General features: G+C 71.2%; 15 protein-coding genes and 1 tRNA gene. 5 read left to right on the top strand and 11 right to left on the bottom strand.

Annotated features, from left to right (window positions below; genetic code table 11):
• Positions 1–101: 101 nt before the first annotated feature.
• Positions 102–1,001, bottom strand: coding sequence for a hypothetical protein (locus tag ACF1AG_RS00400; RefSeq protein WP_359601284.1), 900 nt, complete (start codon positions 999–1,001; stop codon positions 102–104).
• Positions 1,002–1,086: 85 nt separating this feature from the next.
• Between ACF1AG_RS00400 and ACF1AG_RS00395 the strand changes: the two genes are divergently transcribed.
• The 3 genes from ACF1AG_RS00395 (at position 1,087) to pepN (ending at position 4,692) form a co-directional block, all read left to right on the top strand.
• Positions 1,087–1,425, top strand: coding sequence for a chorismate mutase (locus ACF1AG_RS00395; RefSeq protein WP_359601283.1), 339 nt, complete (start codon positions 1,087–1,089; stop codon positions 1,423–1,425).
• 147 nt (positions 1,426–1,572) lie between these two features.
• Positions 1,573–2,115: a two-component system response regulator gene (locus ACF1AG_RS00390; protein ID WP_391809142.1), complete on the top strand. Its 543-nt coding sequence runs from the start codon at positions 1,573–1,575 to the stop codon at positions 2,113–2,115.
• 48 nt (positions 2,116–2,163) lie between these two features.
• Positions 2,164–4,692: an aminopeptidase N gene (gene pepN / locus ACF1AG_RS00385; RefSeq protein ID WP_391809141.1), complete on the top strand. Its 2,529-nt coding sequence runs from the start codon at positions 2,164–2,166 to the stop codon at positions 4,690–4,692.
• Between the two features lie 77 nt (positions 4,693–4,769).
• Here the strand turns inward: pepN and ACF1AG_RS00380 are convergent, their stop codons facing one another.
• Positions 4,770–6,578, bottom strand: a complete 1,809-nt coding sequence (locus ACF1AG_RS00380) for a 5'-nucleotidase C-terminal domain-containing protein (protein WP_359601280.1) — start codon at positions 6,576–6,578, stop codon at positions 4,770–4,772.
• A 240-nt stretch (positions 6,579–6,818) separates the two neighbouring features.
• On the opposite strand from ACF1AG_RS00380, the gene pyk reads away from it, so the two are divergent.
• The gene (gene pyk, locus ACF1AG_RS00375; protein WP_359601279.1) at positions 6,819–8,255 is read left to right on the top strand and encodes a pyruvate kinase; all 1,437 of its coding nucleotides are present in this window, start codon (positions 6,819–6,821) and stop codon (positions 8,253–8,255) included.
• A 92-nt stretch (positions 8,256–8,347) separates the two neighbouring features.
• Here the strand turns inward: pyk and ACF1AG_RS00370 are convergent.
• Positions 8,348–8,420, bottom strand: a tRNA-Leu gene (locus tag ACF1AG_RS00370).
• Between the two features lie 106 nt (positions 8,421–8,526).
• Between ACF1AG_RS00370 and ACF1AG_RS00365 the strand changes: the two genes are divergently transcribed.
• Complete coding sequence (locus ACF1AG_RS00365; protein WP_359601278.1) at positions 8,527–9,186, top strand: response regulator; 660 nt, start codon at positions 8,527–8,529, stop codon at positions 9,184–9,186.
• A gap of 70 nt (positions 9,187–9,256) precedes the next feature.
• Here the strand turns inward: ACF1AG_RS00365 and ACF1AG_RS00360 are convergent, their stop codons facing one another.
• The 8 genes from ACF1AG_RS00360 to ACF1AG_RS00325 form a co-directional block, all read right to left on the bottom strand.
• Positions 9,257–9,973, bottom strand: a complete 717-nt coding sequence (locus ACF1AG_RS00360) for an ABC transporter ATP-binding protein (RefSeq protein WP_006135514.1) — start codon at positions 9,971–9,973, stop codon at positions 9,257–9,259.
• Positions 9,970–11,052 (bottom strand): ABC transporter ATP-binding protein, encoded by a 1,083-nt coding sequence (locus tag ACF1AG_RS00355; RefSeq protein WP_391809140.1) that lies wholly within the window; start codon positions 11,050–11,052, stop codon positions 9,970–9,972. The genes ACF1AG_RS00360 and ACF1AG_RS00355 overlap by 4 nt, the downstream gene beginning before the upstream one ends.
• Before the next feature lie 5 nt (positions 11,053–11,057).
• Positions 11,058–12,884, bottom strand: a complete 1,827-nt coding sequence (locus ACF1AG_RS00350) for a branched-chain amino acid ABC transporter permease (RefSeq protein ID WP_359602812.1) — start codon at positions 12,882–12,884, stop codon at positions 11,058–11,060.
• 5 nt (positions 12,885–12,889) lie between these two features.
• Positions 12,890–13,822, bottom strand: coding sequence for a branched-chain amino acid ABC transporter permease (locus ACF1AG_RS00345; protein WP_033273069.1), 933 nt, complete (start codon positions 13,820–13,822; stop codon positions 12,890–12,892).
• 112 nt (positions 13,823–13,934) lie between these two features.
• A complete protein-coding gene (locus tag ACF1AG_RS00340; protein ID WP_359602814.1) occupies positions 13,935–15,167 on the bottom strand; it encodes a branched-chain amino acid ABC transporter substrate-binding protein in 1,233 nt (410 codons plus the stop codon).
• A gap of 889 nt (positions 15,168–16,056) precedes the next feature.
• Positions 16,057–16,293 carry a hypothetical protein gene (locus ACF1AG_RS00335; RefSeq protein WP_391809139.1) on the bottom strand — a complete coding sequence of 79 codons (237 nt, stop codon included), beginning with the start codon at positions 16,291–16,293 and terminating at the stop codon, positions 16,057–16,059.
• Between the two features lie 326 nt (positions 16,294–16,619).
• Entirely contained in the window at positions 16,620–17,102 is a 483-nt protein-coding gene (locus tag ACF1AG_RS00330; protein ID WP_037639034.1) for a PaaI family thioesterase, read from the bottom strand.
• Between the two features lie 57 nt (positions 17,103–17,159).
• The gene (locus ACF1AG_RS00325; protein WP_359602817.1) at positions 17,160–19,439 is read right to left on the bottom strand and encodes an FdhF/YdeP family oxidoreductase; all 2,280 of its coding nucleotides are present in this window, start codon (positions 19,437–19,439) and stop codon (positions 17,160–17,162) included.
• Positions 19,440–20,092 lie beyond the last annotated feature (653 nt).

The raw sequence follows: 20,092 nt of genomic DNA, 5'->3' as shown, positions 1-20,092 counted from the left end.
TGTGACGGTCGTTGACAGCGGGAGCCGGGAGCCGGGAGCCGGGAGCCGGGAGCCGGGAGCCGGGAGCCGGGAGCCGGGAGCCGGGAGCCGGGAGCCGGACGTCAGGTGTCGCACTCCAGCACGGACCGGCACAGACCGCACCGCGCCCGCACCCGCCCGGCCACCGGCACCCGGATCCGCTGGTGGCAGGTGGGACAGGGGAACGACACCCGCAGCGGGCCGTGCCCGCCCGCCGAGAACCGGTACGCCGTCTCCCGCCCCGCCTCCGGCGCCTGCGCGTGCCCCTGCGCATGCCGCCGGTCCCGGGCGTACCGGAGCCGCCCGGTCCAGCCCGCCGCGTGCAGCGGCGGCTGCTCCGCGTCCCGCCGCGCCAGTGCCAGCCCGTCGCGGTACGCCGTGTACGCCTGCGGACTGGTGAACCACACCGACGGGTCCTCGCCGAACAGCAGCGCCCGCTTCGCCAGCACGTACCCGAACTCCTCCGGCGTGAGGTACCCGAGCTTCTGCGACGACGCCCCGTCCTCCCGGAACGCGTCCAGCAGCAGCCACCCCGCACCGAGGTACGTCGCCACCGTGTCCGTGAGGATCTCGTTCTCCCGCGTCGACGGGAACGACAGCCCCAGCCGGTGCAGGTACACGTGCGCCACCTCGTGCGCCAGCGCCGCCCCGATGTCCCGGCGGTGGTCTCGGAACCGGTCGTTCAGCTCGACGAAGTACTCGGGGCCCGCGGTCAGCTCGACGTTCGCCGCATGCGTCATCTCACGGAACCCGACGACCAGGCGCGCGTCCGGCAGCCGGTAGTGCGCCACCATCTCGCGGGCCACCCGCTGCGCCCCCAGATGCAGGTCGTCCACGTCCGCGAACGCCACGTCGGCCGGCGCCACACTCGCCGAGAAGGTGCGCACCGTGTCGCACGACAGCCGCCGGTACAGCGCCGTGACCGACTCCCGCACCAACCGCAGATGCGGGTAACCGTGCTCCACCGGTCCGCCGTTCGCCACGTCGCACCCCCGCCGCGCCTGGACACCGTCCACTGTACGGTCCGTGCCGCCGCCGGGGGGCCGCGCCGCCGTAGGCTGGGCCGCCATGACCACCAGCAACGCCGCCACACCCGACGCCGACCCCGCGGTCCTCGAGGAACTGACCCGTCTGCGCGAGAGCATCGACAACATCGACGCGGCCGTCGTCCACATGCTCGCCGAACGCTTCAAGTGCACCCAGCAGGTCGGCCGCCTCAAGGCCGAGCACCGGCTGCCGCCCGCCGACCCGGGCCGCGAGGCCCGCCAGATCGCCCGGCTGCGCGCCCTCGCCGAGGACGCCAAGCTCGACCCGGCCTTCGCGGAGAAGTTCCTGACGTTCATCATCGCCGAGGTGATCCGCCACCACGAGCGCATCGCGGACGACGCCGCGGGCGGCCGGGCCTGAACGGGTCGGAGACGGGTCCGGGACGCGGCGGGGAGTGACAGGGCGGCGCGCGCGGTGCATGCTCGCTGTGCACGCCTTGTCGGCTCACGAGCACCGTCCGTCAGCGCCCGGACCCCGCGTCCGGCCCGACGGGGAGGGACGTGCCCCATGCCGCCCACCGCCCGCATCCTCCTCGTCGACGACCACGAGGACACGCTCTACGCCCTGGAGAGCGCCCTGGCCCCGCTCGGACAACCGCTGGGCCGGGCCACCAGCGGCGACGAGGCCCTCAAACAGCTGCTGCGCGGCAACGTCGGCGTGCTCCTGCTCGACGTCCACATGCCCGGCACCGGAGGCCTCGACGTCGTGCGCTGGATGCGCCGCCTGGAGCAGACCCGGCACATACCCGTCGTCCTGCTCACCGGCTTCGCCCGCGACCACCGGCTCGGCGCCGCCGCCTACCGTCTCGGCGTGGCCGACCTCGTCACCACCCCCGTCGACCCCTGGGCGCTGCGCACCAAGGTGCGCCACCTCTACGACACCCACCAGCGCGGGCTCGCCCTGGAGGCCGAGATGCGCTCCCTGCGCGCCCGGCTCGACGCTGCCGCCGCCTCCGCCGCACGCCCCGCGCCGCCCCTGCCGCACGCGCACGTGCCCCCCGCACAGCCCCCGGGGGCGCACACCGCGGGGCTCGGCGGGGACCGGACATAGGCCGCGTACCCCATCCACCTCTGTGCCGGGCCGACGCCATCGGGCAGCATGGCGTGCATGTCCGTACTGACGCGCGACGAAGCGCAGCACCGAGCACAGCTCATCGACGTCCACCGCTGCACGATCGCCCTCGATCTGACCGCCGGGGACGAGACGTTCGACTCCCGTACCTCCATCAGGTTCGGCGCCCGCGCGGACGCGGACACCTTCGTCGAGATCGACCCCGCCGAGCTGCGCTCCGTCACGCTCGACGGCCGGTCCCTGGACCCCGCCCTCCTCGACGACGGCCGGTTCCCGCTGAGGGACCTCACCGCCGGCGAGCACGAGCTGCTGGTCGACGCGCGCATGCGCTACTCCCGTACCGGCGAGGGCATGCACCGCTTCACCGACCCCAGCGACGGGGAGACCTACGTCTACACCCAGCTCTTCCTGGACGACGTGCGGCGCGTGTTCGCCGCCTTCGACCAGCCCGACCTCAAGGCGGTCTTCGAGCTCACCGTCACCGCGCCCGAGCACTGGACGGTCCTCGCCAACGGCGTCACCGAGCACATCGGCGGCGGGGTGTGGAAGGCCGCGCCGACCCCGCCCGTCTCCACCTACCTGGTCGCCGTCGCCGCCGGGCCCTGGCACTCCGTGCGCACCGAGCACCGCGGCCTGCCGTTCGGCCTGCACTGCCGCCGCTCCCTCGCCCCCCACCTGGAGGCGGACGCCGAGGAGCTGCTCGAGATCACCCGCGCCTGCTTCGACCGCTACCACGAGAAGTTCGAGGAGCCGTACCCCTTCGACTCCTACGACCAGGCCTTCGTGCCCGAGTTCAACGCGGGCGCCATGGAGAACCCCGGCCTCGTCACCTTCCGCGACGAGTTCGTCTACCGTTCCGCCGTCACCGACACCGAGCGGCAGCGGCGCGCCATGGTCGTCGCCCACGAGATGGCCCACATGTGGTTCGGCGACCTCGTCACCCTGCGCTGGTGGGACGACATCTGGCTGAACGAGTCCTTCGCCGAGTACATGGGCTACCAGACCCTGAACGAGGTCACGCCCGCGAGCCCCGGCGGGCAGCCGCCCCGCTGGCGCGGCGAGGGCACCTGGACCGACTTCGGCGTCTCCCGCAAGACCTGGGGCTACGACGCCGACCAGCGGCCCTCCACCCACCCGGTCGCCCCGGAGCACGTCGAGGACACCGCGGCCGCGCTGCTCAACTTCGACGGCATCTCCTACGCCAAGGGTGCCTCCGCCCTGCGCCAGCTCGTCGCCTGGCTCGGTGAGAAGGACTTCCTCGCCGGGATCAACACCCACTTCGAGCGGTACCGCTTCGGCAACGCCGGCCTCGCCGAGTTCATCGACTCCCTCGCCTCCGCCACCGAGCGGGACGTGCACGCCTGGGCCGACGCCTGGCTGCGCACCAGCGGCGTCGACACGCTCACCGCCTCCGTCGACGCGGTGCCCGGCCGGTGGACCCTCAGCCTGGACCGCGAGGGCAGCCGCCCGCACCGGGTGACCGTCGGGGTCTACGACCGCGACCTCAGCGACGGACGCACCCTCACCCTGCGCGAGCGCTACGAGACCGACGTGCCCCGGGCCGCCGCCCCGGAGCCGCGCCCCGGCACCCGCCCCTCCCTGGTCGTCCCCAACGACCTGGACCTGACCTACGCGAAGATCCGCCTGGACGACACCTCCCTGGAGACCGTCCTGCGCGGACTGTCGGGCGTCCCCGACGCGCTCACCCGTGCCGTCGTCTGGAACAGCCTGCGCGACATGGTCCGCGACGGCGACCTGGCCCCCTCCGCGTACCTGGTCACCGCCGCGGCCCACCTGCCGGAGGAGACGGACGTCGCCCTCGTCCAGGGCGTCCTCGCCTTCGCCTCCGGGGAGGTCGCCGACCACTACCTCGCCCCGGACCGGCGGCCCGCCGCGCTCGCCACCCTCACCGACCTGTGCCGCGACCTCATCCGCCGCACCGAGGACGGCGACCACCCTGGCCTGCGCCTGGTCGCGGTGCGCCACTGCATCGACGCCGCCGCCCGCCCCGAGACCATCGCCGCCTGGCTCGCCGAGGGCACCGTCCCCGGCGGGCCCGAGCTGGACCCGGAGCTGCGCTGGCGGATCCTCGCCCGGCTCGCCGTGCTGGGCGCGGTGGACGAGAGCGCCGTCGCCGAGGAACTGCGCCGGGACCCCAGCGCCACCGGCCAGGAGGGCGCCGCCCGCTGCCGGGCCGCCCTGCCCGACCCGGACGCCAAGGCCCGCGCCTGGGACGCCATGTTCGGCTCCGACGACCTGTCCAACTACCTGTTCACCGCCACCGCGCAGGGCTTCTGGCAGCCCGAGCAGGCCGAACTGGTCCGGCCATACGTGGCGCGCTACTTCAAGGACGCCGTGGCCGTCGCCGCGCGCCGTGGCCCCGCCATCGCCACGGCCGCGGGACGCTGGGCGTTCCCCGCCCACGCGGTGGAGGCCGAGACCCTGAAGCTCGGCGAGAAGACGCTGCGCAAGGCCGACCCCGTGCCGGCGCTGCGCCGCCAGTTCACCGACCGGCTCGACGACCTGGCCCGCGCCCTGCGCGTCCAGGAGGCCTGAGACCGGGCGGGAGACGCCGCGGGGGCGCCGCCGGACGAACCGGCGGCGCCCCCGTGCAGGCACCGTGCGAGGGACGGTCAGAACACCGGCGTGCCGTCTCGGGTGAGGCGCCAGTCCTCCGACGCGAAGTCCTTCGGGTCGAGCACGCCCTTGGCCGTCGCCCACTCCGCGATCCGGGTGCGGATCTCGGTCGACTCCGCCCACAGCTCCGGCGCCGACGCCACGTGCGGGAACGCACCGCCGCCGTTGGCGCGGTAGTTGTTCACCGCGAACACGAACTGCTGCGCGTCGTCCACCGGGGCGCCGTCGAACGTCAGGTTCTTGATGCGCGACCCGGCCGGCTGGGCGATGTCGATGTCGTACCGCACGCCCGACACGTAGTCGTAGTTGTAGTCCGGACGCCCGCCCGCGTTCGTCAGCTTGTCGACGTCCACCGGCGCGCCGGCCGCGGTCTGCACGAAGTACTCCGCCGAGTACTCCAGGTACGCGCGCACCTGAGCGCCCGTCAGCAGCTTGGCCACCAGGGTGTTGTCGTACACGTAGAGGCTCGACAGGTCCCGGATGGTCACGTCGCCCGCCGGGATCTCGCTCGTCCGGGAGAACGGCGAGGCCTGCGACAGCACCGGCAGCGAGGAGTGCTCCGTGCCCGCCAGCGCCTCCCGGACCACGTCCTCCTGCACCTTGCTGATCAGGTCGATGATCGGCGCGTCCTTGTAGCGCGCCTCCACCGTCGTCAGCGTCTCGGTCGCCGTCCCCACCACCTGGTTGACGTACGCCACGACCTGCGCGTGCTCGTCGCCCAGCAGGCGGGTGATGCGCGGGTCGTCCTCCACCGTCGCCGCGTCCCGCAGCGACGCCTTCACGGACTCCACCTGCCAGCGGCCCCGCTCGAAGGTGAGCTCCACGTCGAACAGGGTCAGCCGCTCGGCGTAGCACAGCGGCTCCGACAGCACGACCTCCTTGCCGGTCTCCTCGTTGGTCACCCGCAGCTCGGCGATCTCCGCGTGCGCGTGGCCGACCAGGATGGCGTCGATGCCCGGCACCTGCCGCGCCACGTTCGCCGCCGCGTTCTCCACGTGCGGCAGCTGGTCACCGTACGAGGAGGTGCCCGACGTGCCCGAGTGCGCCGACACGACGACCACGTCCGCGCCCATCGAGCGCAGCTTCGGCACCCACTTCGCCGCCTGCTCCTCCAGGCCCGGGAACGTCAGCTTCCCCTGCACGTACGCCTTGTCCCAGATCGCGATGCCCGGGTTGGTCAGGCCCAGCACCGCCACCTTCACCGGCGGCGCTCCCTTCACGTGGAACGTCTTGACGAAGTAGGGCGGGAAGGCGGGCTTGAGGGTCTTCGCGTCGACCGCGTTGGCGCCGAGCAGCGGGAAGTCGCACTGCTCCTCGAACTTCCGCAGCGTCTCGATGCCGTAGTTGAACTCGTGGTTGCCGAGCGCCACCGCGTCGTACCCGATCGCGTTCATCGCCTGCGCCATCGGGTGCACCGGGCCGCCCTCGGCGGTGATCGGGTCGACCTTGGCGTAGTAGTACGTCAGCGGGGTGCCCTGGATGGTGTCGCCCGCGTCCAGCAGCAGGGTGTTCTCCCGGCCGCGCTCCTCGCGGATCCGGTTCACCAGCGTGGACACGCGGGCCAGCCCCTGCGCGTTGCCGGCCGGATCCTGGTACTCGTCGTCCTTGTAGTAGTCCCAGTTGAAGACGTGACCGTGCAGGTCCGTGGTGCCCATCACGGTCAGTGCGTACCGTTTCACCGGCTTCTTCCCCCGTCCCGCCTGCGGAGCGGCCTCGGCCGCCGGGGTGGCCACCGTACCCGCCAGCGCCACCCCCGCCCCCGTGACGGCGGACTTCTTCAGGAACTTCCGGCGGTCGAACGGCATATCAGGCTCTCCTTGTACGACGACGGCGCACAACGCGCGTAGATTCGCCCGACGATTCTGACCTGAACACGTCGACCCGGAACACCCCTGACAGGTTTCGATCCGGTGACCGCCCCCGGCGCGCTCGTCCGAGCGGCCCTGCGCACATTTCAACGCTTGTCAATACCCCTTCACCCACGCGCCGTTGAGTCGTCACGCGCCGCCAGATCGCTACCCGCCGGTAAGCCCTAGTGTCGAACCATGCGCCGAGCGAAAATCGTCTGCACCCTGGGTCCCGCGACGGACTCGTACGACCAGATCAAGGCCTTGGTCGACGCCGGAATGGACGTGGCCCGCTTCAACCTCAGCCACGGCGAGCACGCCGAGCACGAGGAGCGGTACCGAAGGGTGCGCAAGGCCGCCGACGAGACCGGCCGCAGCGTGGGACTCCTCGCCGATCTTCAGGGCCCGAAGATCCGCCTGGGCCGCTTCGCCGAAGGCCCTGTACTCCTCGAACGCGGGGACTCCTTCACCATCAGCGTCGAGGACGGCGTCGAGGGCGACCGCCACATGTGCGGCACCACCCACGCCGGCCTCGCCGAGGACGTCACCCCCGGCGAGCGCGTCCTCGTGGACGACGGCCGGGTCACCCTCGAGGTCACCGCCGTCGAGGGCCCCCGCGTGCACACCACCGTCGTCGAGGGCGGGGTGATCTCCGACCACAAGGGCCTCAACCTCCCCGGCGTCGCCGTCTCCGTGCCCGCCCTCTCCAAGAAGGACGAGGACGACCTGCGCTGGGCGCTGCGCACCGGCTTCGACGTCGTCGCCCTCTCCTTCGTCCGCAGCGGACGCGACATCAAGGACGTCCACCGCATCATGGACGAGGAGGGCCGCAGGCTCCCCGTCATCGCCAAGATCGAGAAGCCGCAGGCCGTCGAGGCCCTCGACGAGATCGTCGCCGCCTTCGACGCGATCATGGTGGCCCGCGGCGACCTGGGCGTCGAGATGCCGTTGGAGCAGGTGCCCATCGTCCAGAAGCGCGCCGTCAAGCTGGCCCGGCGCAACGCCAAGCCGGTCATCGTCGCCACCCAGATGCTCGACTCGATGATCGACAACGCCCGGCCCACCCGTGCCGAGGCGTCCGACGTCGCCAACGCCGTCATCGACGGCACCGACGCGGTGATGCTCTCCGGCGAGACCAGCGTCGGCAAGCACGCCGCGGAGACCGTGCGCACCATGGCCCGCATCGTCGAGGCCGCCGAGGAAGACATCCTCGCCCGCGGACTGCCTCCCCTGAGCGAGCACAACAAGCCCCGCACGCAGGGCGGCGCCGTGGCGCGCGCGGCTGCGGAGATGGGCGACTTCCTCGGCGCCCGGTTCCTGGTCGCCTTCACGCAGTCGGGCGACACCGCCCGCCGTCTGTCCCGCTACCGCTCGCCGATCCCGCTGCTCGCCTTCACCCCGGACCCGGCCACCCGCTCCCGGCTCAGCCTGTCCTGGGGTGTGGAGACCTTCCTGGGCCCGCACGTCGAGTCCACCGACGCGATGGTCGACCAGGTCGACGAGCTGCTGCTGCGGTACGCGCGCTGCGCGAAGGGCGAGGCGGTCGTGATCACCGCCGGCTCCCCGCCCGGGGTCTCCGGTTCCACCAACATGGTCCGCGTCCACCACATCGGCGAGGACGACAGCCCTCGATAGCGCGGCCGGACGGCCGATACGCAAAGAAGCGGATGTTCACCGAAAAGGTGGACATCCGCTGGCAAATGGTGACCTTGGATTCTGAGGAAAAGTACCCCGGGTCGGATTCGAACCGACGCTGGATGGTGTTTGAGACCATTGCCTCTACCGCTGGGCTACCGGGGCGCCCTGCAAAACGAAGGTCGACGGTCACCCGCCGTGCCCCCACCTTACCGCAGCTGGGTACGCTCTTGTCAGCAGTACCGGCCTGCCTCGCACCAAGGAGCCCACGTTGAGCGCCCCCGAGTCGCCCCAGCCCGCAGACGTGCCCGACGACGACAAGTCGCACGTGCCGCCGATGACGACCCGCGTCGTCATCGCCGAGGACGAGGCATTGATCCGGCTCGATCTCAAAGAGATGCTCGAGGAGGAGGGGTACACGGTCGTCGGCGAGGCCGGCGACGGTGAGCAGGCCGTCGAGCTGGCGCGCGAGCACCGCCCCGACCTGGTGATCCTCGACGTGAAGATGCCCAAGCTGGACGGCATCTCCGCGGCCGAGAAGATCGCCGAGGAGTCCATCGCCCCCGTGCTGATGCTGACCGCCTTCTCGCAGCGCGACCTGGTCGAGCGGGCGCGGGACGCGGGCGCGATGGCGTACCTGGTCAAGCCGTTCAGCAAGAGCGACGTGGTGCCGGCGATCGAGATGGCGGTCTCCCGGTTCACCGAGCTGAAGGAGCTGGAGCGCGAGGTCGCCGACCTCAGCCAGCGCCTGGAGACGCGCAAGCTGGTGGACCGCGCCAAGTCGGTGCTCCAGACGCAGTACGGCCTGACCGAGCCGGCCGCGTTCCGCTGGATCCAGAAGACCTCGATGGACCGGCGCATGTCGATGCAGCAGGTCGCGCAGGCGGTCATCGACGACGCCGAGGAGAAGAAGGCATCGAAGGGCGACTGACGACCCGTCGCCGCACGCACGAGGAAGGCCCGCACCCCGAACACGGGGTGCGGGCCTCTCGCTTGCGCGGTCAGTCCTCGCCGAGGTAGGCCTTGCGGACCGACTCGTCGTGGAGCAGGTCGCGGCCGGTGCCGGAGAGGACGATGTTGCCGACCTCCATCACATGGCCGTGGTCGGCCAGCGACAGCGCCGCCTGGGCGTTCTGCTCGACGAGCAGGATGGTGGTGCCCTGCGACTTCAGCTCGGCGATGGTCGCCATGATCTTCTGCATCATGATCGGCGAGAGACCCATGGAGGGCTCGTCGAGCATCAGCAGCTGCGGACGGGACATCAGGGCCCTGCCCATGGCGAGCATCTGCTGCTCGCCGCCGGACAGGGTGCCGGCGGCCTGCTTGCGGCGTTCCCCGAGGATGGGGAAGAGGTCGTAGGCGCGCCGGATGTCCTGCTCGATGCCCTGCTTGTCGCTGCGCAGGAAGGCGCCGAGGCGCAGGTTGTCCTCGATCGTCATGCGCGGGAAGATGTGCCGCCCCTCGGGGGAGTGGGCAAGACCCAGCGAGACGATCTTGTGGGCGGGGACCCTCTTCAGCGACCTGCCGTTGAACTTGATCTGGCCGCCGACCGGCTTCAGCAGCCCGGACAGCGTGCGCAGGGTGGTGGTCTTGCCGGCGCCGTTGGTGCCGATCAGGGTGACCACTTCGCCGGCCTCGACGCTGAACGAGATGCCCTTGACGGCCTGGATCTTGCCGTAGGCGACTTTCAGGTCCTCGACCTCGAGGAGTGCGGTCATCGGTCGTTCTCCTTGCCGGGCGCGGCGTCCGTGGCGGCCTCGGCCTCCGCCTCCGCCTGTGCTTCTGTCTCGGCGTCCGTGGACCCGGCGTCGGCGGAGGCGTCGGCCTCGGCGGGCGCCTCCGGCCGCGGGTCCGCGTCGGCCGTCTCCTCGGCCACGGGAGTCGCGGCGCCGACCGTCTTGGCGGGCGACTGGGGCCGGCCCGCCGCCTCGGCCGCCGCTTCCGCGGCCTCGACCTCGGCGACCTCGGCGGCGCCGGGGTCGTCCGCCAGCGGCTCGCCGATGTACGCGGCGATGACCCGCTCGTCGCCCTGGACGGTGGCCGGGTCGCCCTCGATCAGCTTCTGGCCCTGCACGAGCACGGCGACCCGGTCGCAGAGGTTGAAGATGAACCGCATGTCGTGCTCGATGACGAGGACCGCGGTGCCCTGGTCGCGGATGGCGAAGATGAGTTCCTCCGCCGCCCGGGTCTCCTGGGGGTTCATGCCCGCGGTGGGCTCGTCGAGGAGCAGCAGCCCCGGCTCGCTGGCGAGCGCGCGGGCGATCTCCAGCTTCCGCTGCTCGCCGTAGGGGAGGTTGCGCGCGAGCTGGTCGGCCTTCTCGGCGAGGCCGACGAACTCCAGCAGCTCCATGGCACGGGCGCGGGAGGCGGCCTCGGCCTTGTGGAAGCCGGGCCCGCGCAGGACGGCCGACCAGAAGCCCTCCTTGGTGCGGGTGTGGCGGCCCACGAGCACGTTCTCCAGGACCGTCATGTTGGCGAACAGACGGATGTTCTGGAACGTGCGGGCGATGCCGGCGGCGGTCACCTTGAAGGACTTGGGCGGCAGCACCTTGTCCTTGTAGCGGACCTCGCCCTCGGTCGGGATGTACAGCCCGGTCAGGCAGTTGAAGAAAGTGGTCTTGCCGGCGCCGTTCGGGCCGATCAGACCGACGATCTCGCCGCTGCGCACGGTGAGGTCGACGTCCCGGACGGCGGTGAGGCCGCCGAACCGCATGGTGACGCCGCGCGCGTCGAGGACGACGTCCCCGGAGGCGGGCGGGCCCGCGGCGCTGTCCTTGGTGATGGTGTCGGTGGTCATGGTGGTCAGGCCCCCGTCTTGCTCAGGACTGTGGGCGCGTCGGCCTCTTCGTGGAACTCCAGCTGGCGGCGCCGGTTGGGGATGAGCCCCTCGGGACGGAAGCGCATCAGCAGCACGAGCGCGAGACCGAACGCGAGGAGCTGGTAGTCGCCCAGGAACTGGAGCTTGTTGGGGATCAGGAAGAGCAGCGCCGCACCGATGAGGGGTCCGGCGATGGTGCCCATGCCGCCGAGCACGACCGCGGCCAGCAGGAAGGCGGAGTTGGGCGGGGTGGTGCCGGCGAACAGGTACTGCTCGGGGGTCACGGTGTACGTGACGTGCGCCTGGACCGTGCCGGCGAGACCGGCCAGGGTGGCGCCCACGGCGAAGGCGATGAGCTTCACCCGGAAGCCGTTGATGCCCATGGCGAGCGCGGCGGTCTCGTCCTCGCGGATGGCGACCCAGGCACGTCCGATGCGGGAGTCGCCGCTGCGCCGGAAGACGAGGACGACCACGGCCGTGATGAGCAGCATCAGGAAGAAGTAGTTCGCGAACCGGCCGATGGTGAAGCCGCCGATGTCGTGCGCGACGCCCAGGTCGAAGCCCAGGATGTTCAGGTCCGGGATGGACGCGATGCCGTTGGAGCCGTTGGTGAGGTCCGGACCCGAGGTGCCGTCGGTGTTGTTCACGGCGATGCGGAAGATCTCACCGAAGCCGAGGGTCACGATGGCCAGGTAGTCGCCGCGCAGGCGCAGCGTCGGCGCGCCGATCAGCACACCGAAGACGAGCGACGCGAGCGCGCCGACCAGGACGGCGGCCCAGAAGGGGAAGTGCACGCCGAACGGCGAGCTGGGCGAGCCGGAGACCAGCGCGGCCGCGTAGGCGCCGACGCCGAGGAAGGCGACGTAGCCGAGGTCGAGCAGGCCGGCGAGGCCGACGACGATGTTGAGGCCCAGGGCGACGGTGGCGAAGATCAGGATGTAGACGCCGAGGGTGGCGTACTGGTCGTCGGTCTGGGTGAAGGGGAACAGCGCCGCCGCGACGAACGCGCCGCACACCGTGATGTTCTGGTGGCGGGCGCTGATCTGGGAGGCGTGGGCGATCAGGCCGGAGCGGTTCAGCGCGCTGAAGCCGAAGCCGGCCGTGATCAGGAAGCCGACGAACAGCTCGTCGTACTCGGTGCCGATGCCGTAGGTGAAGACGACCAGGGCGACCGCCAGGACGGCGACGATGATCAGGATCTCGGCGTAGGACGGCAGGGTGCGCACGGGGCGCGGGGAGCCGGAGGAGAAGGCCGCCCGCAGCACGGCCATGGCGTGCGCGGCGTCGTGCTTGAACTGCTCCCAGCCGCTCGCCTCGGGGTCGATCGGGTCGGGCTCGGGCCGCTGGAAGGGGAGGGCCAGGGCGCCGAGGAGGGCGATCAGCGTGGCGGCGGCGACGAGGTAGCCGCCGGGCTCCAGGTTGACGACCCCGCCGAGTTCGACGGTGATCGAGACGACGGTGTACCAGGCGGTGGCGAAGGTGCCGAGCACCGCGTACTTCACGGCCGCGTCGGCGCCGGCCGGAGTGAGCCAGCCCAGTCCCCTGACGCCGTAGGAGGCGAGGCAGAACAGGGTGGCGAGGGCGCCGCCGACCAGGACGAGCACCTGGAGGCCGCCCGGGTAGCCGTAGTAGGTGAGGTCGCCGGGGAAGGCGGCCGTCCAGGTCCAGGCGAGGAAGGTGGAGACGACGGCGAGGGCGCTGCCGCCGGTGGCGAGGGCCCGCCCGAGGTGCGCGGGGATGCCGATGAGCCCGGAGGGGGTGTTCGGGGCGGGTGCGGCCACGGTCTTGGTCGCTGTGGTCTGTGTGGTCATCGGTGTCACGCCCTGTCCGCGACGCGCTCGCCGAGCAGGCCCTGTGGCCGGAACAGGAGCACGAGGATGAGGAGGATGAAGGCCCAGACCTCGGCCCAGGACTGGCTGCCGAACTGGTCCAGGCCGGGGATGTCCGCGATGTAGGCGGTGGCCAGGGTCTCGACGACGCCGAGGACCACACCGCCGATCATGGCCCCGTAGATGTTGCCGATGCCACCGAGCACTGCCGCGGTGAAGGCCTTGAGGCCGAGGATGAAGCCCATCTTGAAGTCGATCTGGCCGTACTTCAGACCGCTGGCGACACCGCCGACGGCGGCGAAGACGGCGCCGAGGGCGAACGCGATCACGATGATGCGGTCGGTGTTGACGCCCATCAGCTTCGCGGTGTCCGGGTCCTGCGCGGTGGCCTGCATACCGCGGCCGGTGCGGGTCCGCATCACGAAGTAGGCGAGGAACGCCATGCTGAGGGGAGCGGCGACGATCAGGAAGATGTCGCCGGTCTGGATGGTGGCGCCGCCGATGGAGAAGGGACCGCCCTCGATCTGCGGGAAGGCCAGCTTGGACTTCGCCTCCGGGTAGAAGGCCCAGACGGCCTGCTGGAGCGCGAGGGAGAGGCCGATGGCGGTGATCAGCGGGGCCAGCCGGGGCGCGCCGCGCAGCGGGCGGTAGGCGAACCGTTCCGCTCCGATGGCGACCAGCACCGAGGCGATCATGGCGCCTATGAGCATGAGCGGCAGCGCGACCCACATGGAGGTGCCGTCCGGCAAGACGTACAGATGCACGGTGATGGCGCCGAAGGCGCCGACCATGAAGATCTCGCCGTGGGCGAAGTTGATGAGCTGGACAATGCCGTAGACCATTGTGTAGCCGATGGCGACCAGGCCGTACATGGATCCCAGTAGCAGGCCGTTGACCAGCTGCTGCGGCAGTTCGTTCACCGCATGTCCTCCGAGACTTTCGGAATGTTCGACGGATGGGCCGGAACCGAGTCCGCGCGGGGCGCCAGTGGAACAGCGCCCCGCGCGGCTCGTGTGAGTGGTGCGGGGGAGATCAGCCGGTGAAGGTGCCCGACTTCACGGTGGCCCAGTCGCCGTCCTTGACGGTGTAGACGGTGAGCTGCTTGTTGGTGGCGTCACCGAACTCGTCGAAGGAGACCTTGCCGGTCACACCGTCGAAGGAGACGTCCTGCATGGCGTCGACGACCTTGGCGCGGGCGTCGTCCGGCAGCTTGCCGTCGTTGTCCTCGACGACCTTCTTGACGGCCTCGATGATGGCCCAGGCCGAGTCGTAGGAGTAGCCGCCGTAGGCCTCGTAGGCCTCCTTGTAGCCCTCGGCCTCGTAGTTCGCGACGAACTCCTTGGCGGACGGCAGGGACTCGACGGGAGCGCCGACGGAGGTGGCGAGGTCGCCGGTGCCGGCCGCGCCGGCCAGCTTGACGAAGTCGGCGCTGTAGATGCCGTCACCGCCGACCAGCGGGATCTTCGCGCCCGCTTCCTTGATCTGCTTGCTCAGCGGGCCGGCCTGCGGGTACTCGCCGCCGTAGTAGACGACGTCGGCGCCGGAGTTCTTCACCTTGGTGGCGACGGCGCTGAAGTCCTTGCTCTCCGGGTTGATGTGCTCGGTGCCGACGACCTGGCCGCCGAGCTTCTTGAACTCGGCGGTGAAGGTGGCGGCCAGACCGGCGCCGTAGGTCTTCTTGTCGTCGATGACGAAGACCTTCTTCTTCTTGGCCTCGTTGAAGACGTACTGCGCGGCGAACGGGCCCTGGATGGCGTCCGTGGTCGCGGTGCGGAAGTACGACTTGTACGGCCGCTCCTTCTCCTTGGCCCAGTTCACGCCCTGGGTCAGGGCGGGGTTGGTGTTCGCCGGGGAGACCTCGACCAGCTTGGCGGTGTCGAAGACCTTCTGCATGGCCTCGCCGACGGAGGAGTTCAGCGGGCCGACGACGCCGAGCACGTCCTTGTTGGCGACGAGCTTGGTGGCGTTCTGCTGGCCCACGGAGGCCTGGCCCTGGTCGTCGAGCGCCTCGATCTTGAAGGTGACGCCCTCGACGTACTTCTCCTTGTTGGCGACCTTCGCGGCGAGGTCCACGGAGTTCTTGATGCCCAGGCCGAGCGCGGAGAGGTCGCCGGTCATGGGCGCGTCGACGCCGATGACGACGGTGGTGTCACCGTTGCCCGAGTCCGAGCCGCCGCCGTTGTCGTCGCGAGAGCCGCAGGCGGTGAGGGTGAGTGCACCCGCCGCCAGGGCGGCGGTGATGGCGATGAGCGAACGTTGACGCACGATCCAGTCCTTTCCCCTGACAGCCGCTTCCCCGTGGAAACGGCCGAGTCGAGCGCTGGGCCGAGTGAGAATCAGGCTCCGCGGTGACTGGCCGTGACTCTAAGCGTGTGTGGGGAATGCGGAGGAGACTCTGGCCAAGGCTGTGACGCTCTTGTTATGACACGACGTATTGCAGAGCGGTACTGAGTGGGGGGAAGAGCAGAATTCCCGCCGATTTGCCCTGTCCGCATGGTGAGAAACCGCAGGAACCGGCAGGGGTGGTTCAGGTGTATCAGGCGTTTTGCTGATTACCGAAATTCGTCGCCGCAGGCTACCTCCAGGGCCGCGGACAGGTCCCTTGCGTACCGGGCGCCGAGGATGTAGCTGTGCGCCTCCTTTGCGCGCGTGTTACGCAGTGTTACGTCCAGGAAAGGGAGTCCGGCGTTCCGTGGCACTTTCCCGCATTCCGTCACTCGGACGGTGACGACGATCTTGCGGGAGCCGCCACCTTTCACCCGTAAAGGAGTTGCCGGCCCGGAGGTCAGGGACAGGCCGGCGTAGGGCTGGGAAATGCTCGCGACGGTCACCGGAGCATCGGATTCCGTAAGCGCTTGTATTGTGAATTCAAATTCTGGCAAAGTCGTCCTCGCGTCTCTGACCTGCATGTACAGGTACCGGAACGACGTCGTCTGGCTCGGGAAACGCGGTTCGGGCGGAGGGGCCGGGCGGGGGCGGGTGAGGTACAGGAGCGTCCCGGCCGCGAGCGCGGCGACAGCGAGGATCGCGGCGGCCGTGGTTCTCCGGTGACGTCTCGGCAGGCGGATCGCCGGCCCGCTCCGGAGGTGTGGGACGACGGGAGGCGGGTCCAACGGGCGTGTGTCGCCGTCCGGTTCGACCGGGCCGATCCCGCTCATCGCCACGGCCCCTCTCCGGGCCCGCCGGAGCGGTACCAGGCGGTGCAGCCCTCGCGCGCCTGACGTTCCATCAACCCCTCGATGTCTCGCGAACCTTGGCGGCGGGCGGCGCGCGCCGCGTCCACGACCTCGCGCAGGATGTCGTACTGCCCGCCGGACATCCCCATCGACTGGTAGTCGCCGTACCCTCGGCCGTCGAGCACCTCGAGCGACCAGTGACGGACGATGCTCACGCACAGGTCGACGTCAGAAGTCGTCCGGGGGGACGGGAGGTTGGCCGTGGAGGGCGAGGAGGGAAGGGGGCGGGCGCGGGAGTCGCCAGCCGTGCACCCGGTCACGGTCAGGGCCGCCGCGAGCACGGCCAGGAGGGGCGCCCGGAAAACCCCGACGCTTCGAGAGGTGCCGTCCCGTCCCATGGCACCGAACGCTAGAGCGCCCGTCGGCCGCGGGCAATGGCGGCGACGGGCGCGGTGCGGAGGTGGTGGGGGCGAGTTGGGCGGGGGCGGGCGCGTTGGGCGGGGGCGGCCTTGTGGGGGTGCGGCTTCCCGCACCCCCGGCGTCAGCCGGCCGCCTTCTCCGCGTCGCCGGGGCGGACGTCCCGCAGCAGACAGGTCAGCCGGGCGGTGCACACCCGCTTGTCCGCCTCGTCGGTGATCACGATCTCGTACGTCGCCGTGGACCGGCCCCGGTGCACCGGGGTGGCGACGCCGGTGACCAGACCCGAGCGGGCCCCGCGGTGGTGCGTGCAGTTGAGGTCCACACCGACCGCGATCTTGTGCACGCCACCGTGCAGCATCGAGCCCACCGAGCCCAGGGTCTCGGCCAGCACGGCGGACGCACCCCCGTGCAGCAGGCCGTACGGCTGGGTGTTGCCCTCCACCGGCATCGTCCCGACGACGCGCTCCGCCGAGGCCTCCGTGATCTGCACGCCCATCCGCGTGCCGAGGTGGCCCGCCGAGAACAGCGCCTGGAGGTCCACACCGAGCGCGGCGTACTCGTCGATGACCTCCTGCGGGAACTTCACCTGCTGCGGCTCTCCCATGGGCCCGGCTCCAATCGTGCGTCGGTACGTCGGTACGTCTGTGCCCTGAGCGAACGCTCAGTCGGTCGCCGATTGTTCCAGACGCACCACGACCGACTTGCTGGCCGGGGTGTTGGAGACGTCCGCGGTGGCGTCCAGCGGCACCAGCACGTTGGTCTCCGGGTAGTACGCGGCGGCGCAGCCCCGAGCGGTCGGGTAGTGCACCACGCGGAAACCGGGCGCCCTGCGCTCCACGCCGTCCTTCCACTCGCCCACCAGGTCCACGTAGGAGCCGTCCGCGAGCTTCAGCGCGCGTGCGTCCTCCGGGTTCACCAGCACCACCCGGCGCCCGTTCCTGATGCCCCGGTACCGGTCGTCCAGGCCGTAGATCGTGGTGTTGTACTGGTCGTGGGAGCGCAGCGTCTGCAGCAGCAGCCGGCCCTCGGGCAGGTGCGGGTACTCCACCGGCGCCACCGTGAAGTTGGCCTTGCCGGTGGCGGTGGGGAAGCGCCGCTCGTCGCGCGGGGCGTGCGGCAGCGCGAAGCCGCCGGGGTGAGCCACGCGCGCGTTGAAGTCCTCGAAGCCGGGCACCACCCGCGCGATGCGGTCGCGGACCGTCGCGTAGTCCTTCTCGAACTCCTCCCACGGCACGTCGTCCTCCGCGCCGAGGACGCGGCGGGCCAGCCGGCACACGATGGCCGGCTCCGACAGCAGGTGCGGGCTCGCCGGTTCCAGGCGCCCGCGTGAGGCGTGCACCATGCCCATGGAGTCCTCCACCGTCACGAACTGCTCGCCGCTCGCCTGCAGATCACGCTCCGTGCGGCCCAGGGTCGGCAGGATCAGGGCGCGCGCGCCCGTCACCGCGTGTGAGCGGTTCAGCTTCGTCGACACGTGCACGGTCAGCCGCGCCCGGCGCATCGCGGCCTCGGTGACCTCGGTGTCCGGGGAGGCGGAGACGAAGTTGCCGCCCATCGCGAAGAACACCTTCGCCTCGCCGTCGCGCAGCGCGCGGATCGCCCGGACCACGTCGTAACCGTGCTCGCGGGGCGGCTCGAAGCCGAACTCCTTCTGCAGCGCGTCGAGGAACGCCGGCGCGGGCCGTTCGAAGATGCCCATCGTGCGGTCGCCCTGCACGTTGGAGTGGCCGCGCACCGGGCACACGCCCGCGCCCGGACGGCCGATGTTGCCCCGCAGCAGCAGGAAGTTGACGATCTCGCGGATCATCGGCACGGAGTGCTTGTGCTGGGTGAGGCCCATCGCCCAGCAGACGACGATGCGCTCCGAGTCCAGAACCATGCGCAGGAAGCGTTCGACGTCCTCGCGGGCCAGGCCGGTCGCGGCGAGCGTCTCGTCCCAGTCCGCGGCGCGGGCGGCCTCGGCGAAATCCTGGAAGCCGTGGGTGTGCTCGCGGACGAACTCCTCGTCCACCGCGCCCGGGGTGTCCAATATCAGCTTGTTGAGGAGACGGAACAGGGCCTGGTCGCCGCCGATGCGGATCTGCAGGAACAGGTCGGTCAGCGTGGTGCCGGCGGTGAGCCCCTTGGGCGTCTGCGGGTTCTTGAAGCGCTCCAGGCCCGCCTCGGGGAGCGGGTTGACGCTCACCACGCGCGCACCGTTCGCCTTGGCCTTCTCCAGCGCGGACAGCATGCGCGGGTGGTTGGTACCCGGGTTCTGCCCGGCGACGACGATGAGGTCCGCCTGGTACAGGTCGTCCAGGAGCACGCTGCCCTTGCCGACACCGATCGTCTCCGACAGGGCCGAGCCGGAGGACTCGTGGCACATGTTGGAGCAGTCGGGCAGGTTGTTGGTGCCGAGCTTGCGGGCGAAGAGCTGGTAGAGGAACGCGGCCTCGTTGCTGGTGCGGCCCGAGGTGTAGAAGACGGCCTCGTCGGGGGACGACAGCGCGGTCAGTTCCTCGGCGACGATGCCGAAGGCGCGCTCCCAGGTGACCGGCTCGTAGTGGTCGGCGCCCTCCGGGAGGTACATGGGGTGGGTCAGCCTGCCCTGCTGCCCCAGCCAGTAGCCGCTGCGGCGGGCCAGGTCGGAGACGGGGTGCGCGGCGAAGAACTCGGGGGTGACGCGGCGGAGAGTGGCCTCCTCGGCCACCGCCTTGGCGCCGTTCTCGCAGAACTCCGCCTTGTGCCGGTGCTCCGGCTCGGGCCAGGCGCAGCCCGGGCAGTCGAAGCCGTCCTTCTGGTTGACGCTGAGGAGGGTGAGTGCCGTGCGCTTCACACCCATCTGCTGGTGGGCCATGCGCAGGGTGTGACCGATCGCGGGCAGCCCGGCGGCGGCCCGCTTCCGCCCGGCCACGCTCGGCGCGTCCTGGACCGGATCACCCTGGGGCGGCTTCGTTGCCATCGCGCACTCCTGTTCACGCATGTGTGAGGTGGATCTCTTCGATCCTCGCACGGGGGAGGGGCCGGGCCTACGGTGCGGTCCGGTGGGGGCTGGGGGCGCGTGCCTGCGGTGCAGGGTTGCGGTCGGTGGGGGCTGGGGTCGCGTGCATGCGGTGCAGGGTTGCGGTCGGTGGGGGCTGGGGGCGCGTGCCTGCGGTGCAGGGTTGCGGCCGGTGGGGGCGGGCGTAGCGCCTACGGCGGGTGGGTGGTGCGGGGCCGCGGTGGGGGTGGTCGTCCTCGGTCTGGCGCGATCGTGCCTGTCGGCAAGTGAAGGGCGCGGACGCGCCAGCCGCTGCGGGCGCCCACCCCCACCCCGTCCCCTCCCCGCCGTGTGCGGCCACACCGACACCGGTGGCGGGCACACGCCGCGCAATCCGCGGGCAGTGGGGGAGGGCGGGCGCGGCGGCACCCCGCAGACGCCGGGCTGCGCAGACTCCCCCGGCCCGCACCGACGCCGGTACCTGTTGCCCCGCCCGCCGGGGGGAAAGCGGGCGCGGCGGCGCCGGGTGTGCGAACACCCCGGCCGCACCGGCACTCGTGGCTGTTGCCCCGTGGGCGGGAACGCGTCCGGCGCCGGGGGCGGAGCCCGGTGTCAGTGAGGCGTGGCAGGATCGG

Origin of the sequence: Streptomyces sp. NPDC014764, assembly GCF_043082785.1 — a bacterium.
Lineage (GTDB): Bacteria > Actinomycetota > Actinomycetes > Streptomycetales > Streptomycetaceae > Streptomyces > Streptomyces althioticus.
Note: the sequence above shows the minus strand (reverse complement) of the source record. Positions and strands in the feature narration are given on the sequence as shown.